This is a genomic window from Candidatus Dadabacteria bacterium (genome assembly GCA_026705445.1).
Classification (GTDB): Bacteria; Desulfobacterota_D; UBA1144; order Nemesobacterales; family Nemesobacteraceae; genus Nemesobacter.
Window position 1 is genome coordinate 205,261 of sequence record JAPPAR010000011.1, and the last position, 6,000, is coordinate 211,260.

Here is a 6,000-nt window from a genome sequence, read left to right on the forward strand (position 1 = left end):
TGTTGTTTAAGGTTATTCAAGCGGGTATTTATATGATGGCCGTAGCGCAGGGCGGGCGTATTTTGTATCAGGGAGAACGTTTGATTGAACATCGAGGAAATATTTAGCCGGACTTACTTGGGCAATCCCACCGAATCGTGGCTCTGGGCTCTGGGGGCGGCGATTGTTTTAGCCTTAGTTTTTAACTTCATTCTGAAAAGGTTCGTAAGGGGGTTTGCCAATCTTGCCGAGAAGACCGAGACAGATCTCGACGATCTGGTTTCAACACTCTTAGGAAAAACCAGCATAGTGCTGATCATAATTTTTTCGGTCTACGTGGCTACCTTCTTCCTTGACCTCACCCAGCAGGTAAGGGAATTCCGGAAAAGCGTGGTGATTATCTGTCTTCTCCTTCAGATCGGTTTATGGGGAGGAGGTTTCATCGACTACTACGTAGCGAAAAAGCTCTCGAAAATCGGCTCCGGTTCCGGCGCCTCCATAACGCACATAAGGAGTCTGGGTTTTTTCGCAAAATCGGTCCTCTGGATAATTCTCGTAATTCTAACGATCGACAACCTAGGTTTTGATCCGACTACGATAATCGCCGGGCTCGGCGTGGGCGGTATAGCAGTGGCGCTTGCTCTCCAGAATGTTCTGGGCGACCTGATAGCTTCGCTTTCCATTATTTTTGACAAGCCTTTTGAAGTCGGGGATTTCATAGTAGTAGACGATATAAGGGGGGATGTCGAGCACATAGGGCTTAAGACCACGCGCCTCAGGAGTCTTTCCGGCGAGCAGCTTGTTTTATCGAATAACGACCTGCTTCAAAGCCGCATAAAAAACTACAAGAGGATGGATTCCCGCAGGATTAATTTTTCTCTGGGCGTGATTTACGAGACATCCTACGATAACGTTGAGAGAATCCCCGGGCTGATAAAAGATATAATAGAGTCGGAAGAGAAAGCGAGGTTCGTCAGAGCGCATTTCAGCAGTTACGGTGATTTTTCCCTTAACTACGACATAGTCTACTTTGTTCTTAGTCCTTTATTTGATGATTATATGGATATACAGCAGAGGATTAATCTGAAGATATTCAAAAAGTTCTCCGATGAGGGAATAGAGTTTGCCTATCCCACACGCAAGATCTTTCTTGATTCGGTAGAAACTGCGTCGACCGGCGCAGGGGCGGGAGACTGAATTGGCCAAAAAAGCGTGGGGAGGCCGCTTTGCTTCCCAGACACACAATATCGCCGAGAAGTTCTCAGAATCGGTAAGTTTCGACAGGCGTCTTTACAAAGAAGACATAAGGGGAAGTATCGCCCACGTGAAGATGCTTCGCGAGACCGGGATTATTTCCCGTAAAGACGCATCCCGAATAACCAAGGGTCTTCGGGAGATCGAAAAGGAAATAGACCGCGGGGAGTTTGCCTTCAGCGAGAGCTACGAGGATATCCATCTCAACATAGAAAAAAGGCTTATCGAGAAAACGGGGTCTTCGGGTGCCATGGTACACACCGCAAGGAGCAGGAACGACCAAGTTCTAACCGACACGAGGCTTTACCTGAGGGGGGAGACAGAAGAGATAATTTCACTTGTGTGCGCCTTGGCGGAGCAGTTCGTTGAACTTTCCGCAAGGAACTTGGGGGTGGTCATACCTCTCTACACCCACATGCAGCGTGCACAGCCGGTGCTTCTGTCCCACCATCTTCTGGCTTACTACGAAATGCTAAAGCGCGACCGCGAGAGGTTTATTAACTGCCTTGCAAGGGTGAATGTGAGCCCGCTTGGAAGCTGTGCCGGGGCGGGAACCTCGTTTCCGATAGACAGAGAGATGACCGCTGAGGATCTGGGGTTTAAATCAGTTTCCAGAAACAGCATTGACGCTGTGAGCGACCGTGATTTCTGCGCGGAGTTCGTATTCTGCTGCTCGATTCTGATGATGCACCTGAGCAGGCTTTCCGAGGAACTTGTTTTGTGGAGTGCAAAGGAGTTTGACTTCGTTGACCTCGGGGACGGGTTCACCACGGGTTCTAGCATAATGCCCCAGAAAAAGAATCCCGACATGTCGGAACTCACCCGGGGAAAAACCGCTAGGGTCTACGGAAACCTGAGTGCACTTCTGACTTTGATGAAAGGACTTCCGCTTTCCTACAACAGGGACATGCAGGAGGATAAAGAGCCTCTTTTCGATACGGTTGACACGGTAAAGCTTTGCCTTCGGGTTAATGTCGAGATGCTGAAGACGCTTGAATTCAAGGAAGAGAACATGAAGAAGGCCCTTGAGGGAGGCTTCGTTACCGCGACCGATGTGGCGGACTACCTGGCCCGCAAGGGTGTCCCGTTCCGTTCGGCCCACGAAACCGTGGGGAAGATAGTTTCTTACGCCGAGCGGGGGGGGAAGGAGCTTTCAGATCTTAAGCTTTCCGAATTCCGCAGATTTTCCAGAAAAATCGACGAGGACATTTTCAAGGTGATAACGTTCTCGGGTTCCGTTGAGAGCAGGAATTCCCTGGGCGGCACTTCAACCTCGAACGTGAGAAAAGAAATAGCAAGTGCCAGAAGGTTCCTCAAAAGATGCATGTAGCCGTTTTTCCGGAAGAGTCGGCAATGATTTTCATTCTGTTTGCGGTGCGCCATGGGTTTTAAGCTCGGGGGACTTTACGTGATTACCGACGAGGGGCTGATTCCGCGCGGTTCTTTCTGCGAAACAGTTGAGAAATCGTTGGCGGGAGGAGCTGACATCGTTCAGTTAAGGGACAAAACTTCTCCGCGCTCGGAAGTCGTCGCCTTGGGCAGGGAACTTCTCGGTATTACGAAGAGGTACGGCGTGCCGCTTATAATAAACGACTCCCCGGAACTCATGATGGAAATAAAGGCCGACGGGGTGCATCTGGGGGAGAATGACCCGAACATAATACCCACGAGAAAAAAACTGGGTAACGGCGCTATCATAGGCGTTTCCTGTTACGGTTCTCTTCCAAGAGGTATACACGCCGAGAGAATGGGTGCCGATTACGTTGTTTTCGGAACTCCCTGGGCTACTCCGACAAAACCCGGCAGAATCCCCACCCCTTTTGAGACTCTGGTTGAGGCGAGGACCGCTATCACGGGGATTCCGATATTTGCCATAGGGGGAATATTCTCCCATAATGCGGCACAGGTGCTTGCTACCGGGGTGGACGGTGTAGCAGTCATAACGAGCGTTTTTGGGTCAGATGATCCGGAAGGTGCTTCGAGGGACCTTCGCTCCGTTCTTAAGGGTCACCCGGCTGTGTGACCATACGGGGAAACCCTATTCGGGCTTTGAGCATATGACGAGATGATTTGAGGCTCTTCCCTCGTCAACCAGCCCCAGATACGTATCGAAATACTCAATGTGATAGCGGGTGTTTTCCTCGCCCTGCTCTTCGGCAATCACGGCGGAATGCTTTTTGTAAGCGTCTCCCCAGTTTTTAACCTGAACCCGGAAATCCGCCACGTACTCGGTTATTTCCTCGATACGAAATCCGGCCGATTCAAGCTTTTCCCTGTAACTTTGAAGCGAGTCGTAATATTGCGGGATAAGATAGCCCCTGGCCATCTTCTCTTTTGTTTCCTCGTCACCGGATATCTCGAAGGTGCCGCTTAGAAACGCCCACGTTCCGGAAGGCTTAAGCACCCTGAGAACTTCCCTGAAAAGACCCGTCTTGTCAGAAAACACGTTCATCACGTTAAGACTTATTGCCAAGTCAAATGTGTTTTCTGTAAACGGCATTTCCATCGCGTCGCCCAGATAAAATTCCGTTTGTTCCTCAAGCCCGGAGTTTTTCGCGAGTTTTCCTGATACGTCGACTCCCACTTCGTTAATTTCTATTCCGGATACCCTGCATCCGGTCCTGTCGGCTATGTATATCGCGGGACCGCCCGCTCCGCTTCCCACGTCAAGAACATGCGTTGTTTTCTCTATGCAGAACCTGGGGATCAACTGATCAAGATAACGGGGAGTAATGAACGACTGCTGTCCTATGTCATCCTCTATTCCCCATATGGATTCTCTTATGAGCCTGTTTGCGGGACTGTCGAGCTGGTGAAGCTCGGAATAATCTACCCCTATCCGTTTTTCGTTCATCCGCAGTATGGTGCCTCCGATTGAATTTCAGGAATTTTCGTAATTGAATCTACACTCTAACTGGCTAAACGCAATAAGCGATCCTTGAGCAGAGCGTCATTTGCTGCTGAGTGCGCAATGGGACTGAATTCTGAGACGCTGCGACGTGTTTCGGCCGGACCGGCATCTCATCACTAATATGCGAACCGCTCATTTGGCCGGATGTTCGATTTTTCCGCCAAAACGGCGGAGAACTCTCTTTAGGTGGGCACGGAAAAGAATTTTCGGAATTGACCGACGGCGGGGTGAAAAAAAAGAGGAGGTACTAAAAAGAACCTTTCGGATTCCCTTCAAGTACCTCCCCAATTAAATTGATCAAAACGCTAAAGACTCTAAAACAGCAAACCGAAGTCCGACAGACTCCTAGAATATCTGAACGTCAAAGTCATAACGGAAACCGAGGCTTAAAGTATTTACGTCATCGCCCTCATCTTCGTCAGCTAATACCCATTCGGCAAAGACATCTAAGGCGGGATGTACTTCTTTAATCAAAGTAACGTTATAGATCATCCTTTCGCTTCCGTCGTCTGGATCAGACATGAAAAAGCCCGCGAGCAATTTAACGCTACCCATAGTGTAGGCGGAGGCTACGTCGAGAGTAAAGGGGTTCATTTCAGTGCCGTCATCGTAATTGTCCGTTATGTACTGGTAAGTAACGGCGAGGTACAGATTCTCGATTACATTCAGACTGCCGCCGACACCGAAGAAATTTCTCTCAACGTTGTCGTCGTCCCTGTTCTGCCGCAAGTAAGATGCGCCGATGTAGATCGGGCCGGAACTGAAGCCCGCGCCGATCGAAGCCGCGTCAACGCTGTCGGCATTAGAGGCGGAGGCATCGGAGGCATAGTAAGCATCGTTCTCGACCTCACCATCTACCTGCATACCCGCGTTTACCTTTAAACCCGCAATACTGTGTGAGTATGTTACCAAGTTGGTGCTCCGGAAAGGACCCTCATGATCATATCCGAAGGGGCTTCCGCGATGGTAAAAAATGTCGGTTACTTCGGCTACAGTGTTAAAATAGGGATCCCACTGCTTACCGATAGCTACCATCCCCAGATCCTCGCTTTTAATACCCACGTAAGCCTGGCGCGCGTCGCCGAAATTGCCGTTTTGCTCAATATCAACATCCCACTCTCCGTGCAACACTGCGGACAGACTTTCGGTTATCTGCGTGGTGGCTTTGATACCGACTCGTGAAAGCGCGTCGGTGATGTCGGTTGAGCTCCCGTCACTGTTTTCATAGGTAAGCCTTGGCCAGAATCTGCCGTAGATTGAAACATCGGTATCCTTAACCAGTGCTTCCCCAGCCATTGCTTCTTCGGCCATCGGTTCCTCGGCCTCTCCCCCGCCTGCAAATGCTGAAAGCGGTACTGCCAACATGCCGGATGCCAGCAGACAAATCATTAAAACCCTTTTGATAAAGTAATTCATTTTTCTCCTCCTTTTATCATAAGGTGCAATATATTCAGTCAGTTAAAAATCTATCATGTCCAACTCTTCAAGGTGAAACAAACGCAGACAGCTTTGAAAACCATCTGGGGGGGTGACAGCAGTAAATCTGTTTAAGCTCGGTACTGTAATCGGCCCATGTAGGTTCACCCAACATATCGATTTCTATTTTACATAAATAGTAGATGTTTTTAAAGGGATTTTTCGAAGCAAGCGGTCAAAACCAGAATATCGGGGGTTTAGGCATTGTGATTTGACCTTCATGTCCTCAGGCGTCCAGTTATGTTGAAGACTCTAAAACTTTTCTGGTTAAGGAAGTCGAATCATGACGTCTGACAATCAGTTCAAGTAAAATCCAGAGCCGGACTCCTGACTTCGGCAGATTTTCAATCAAAAAGGGATAAGTTGTGACGTAAGCATCT

General features: G+C 49.1%; 5 protein-coding genes. 3 read left to right on the plus strand and 2 right to left on the minus strand.

The window, feature by feature from the left end; translation table 11 throughout:
• Nucleotides 1–84 precede the first annotated feature (84 nt).
• Genes OXG75_02685 through thiE form a run of 3 tightly spaced genes read left to right on the plus strand, consistent with a single transcriptional unit; the run spans nt 85 to nt 3,256 of the window.
• Nucleotides 85–1,176, plus strand: a complete 1,092-nt coding sequence (locus OXG75_02685) for a mechanosensitive ion channel family protein (protein MCY3624897.1) — start codon at nt 85–87, stop codon at nt 1,174–1,176.
• Nucleotide 1,177: 1 nt separating this feature from the next.
• A complete protein-coding gene (argH, locus tag OXG75_02690) occupies nt 1,178–2,563 on the plus strand; it encodes an argininosuccinate lyase (GenBank protein MCY3624898.1) in 1,386 nt (461 codons plus the stop codon).
• Nucleotides 2,564–2,614: 51 nt separating this feature from the next.
• Nucleotides 2,615–3,256 carry a thiamine phosphate synthase gene (gene thiE / locus OXG75_02695; protein ID MCY3624899.1) on the plus strand — a complete coding sequence of 214 codons (642 nt, stop codon included), beginning with the start codon at nt 2,615–2,617 and terminating at the stop codon, nt 3,254–3,256.
• 15 nt (nt 3,257–3,271) lie between these two features.
• Here thiE and OXG75_02700 read toward each other — a convergent pair whose 3' ends face one another.
• Together OXG75_02700 and OXG75_02705 are read right to left on the minus strand one after the other, a co-directional pair.
• A complete protein-coding gene (locus OXG75_02700) occupies nt 3,272–4,087 on the minus strand; it encodes a methyltransferase domain-containing protein (GenBank protein ID MCY3624900.1) in 816 nt (271 codons plus the stop codon).
• Nucleotides 4,088–4,489: 402 nt separating this feature from the next.
• A complete protein-coding gene (locus OXG75_02705; GenBank protein ID MCY3624901.1) occupies nt 4,490–5,560 on the minus strand; it encodes a porin in 1,071 nt (356 codons plus the stop codon).
• Nucleotides 5,561–6,000: the final 440 nt, after the last annotated feature.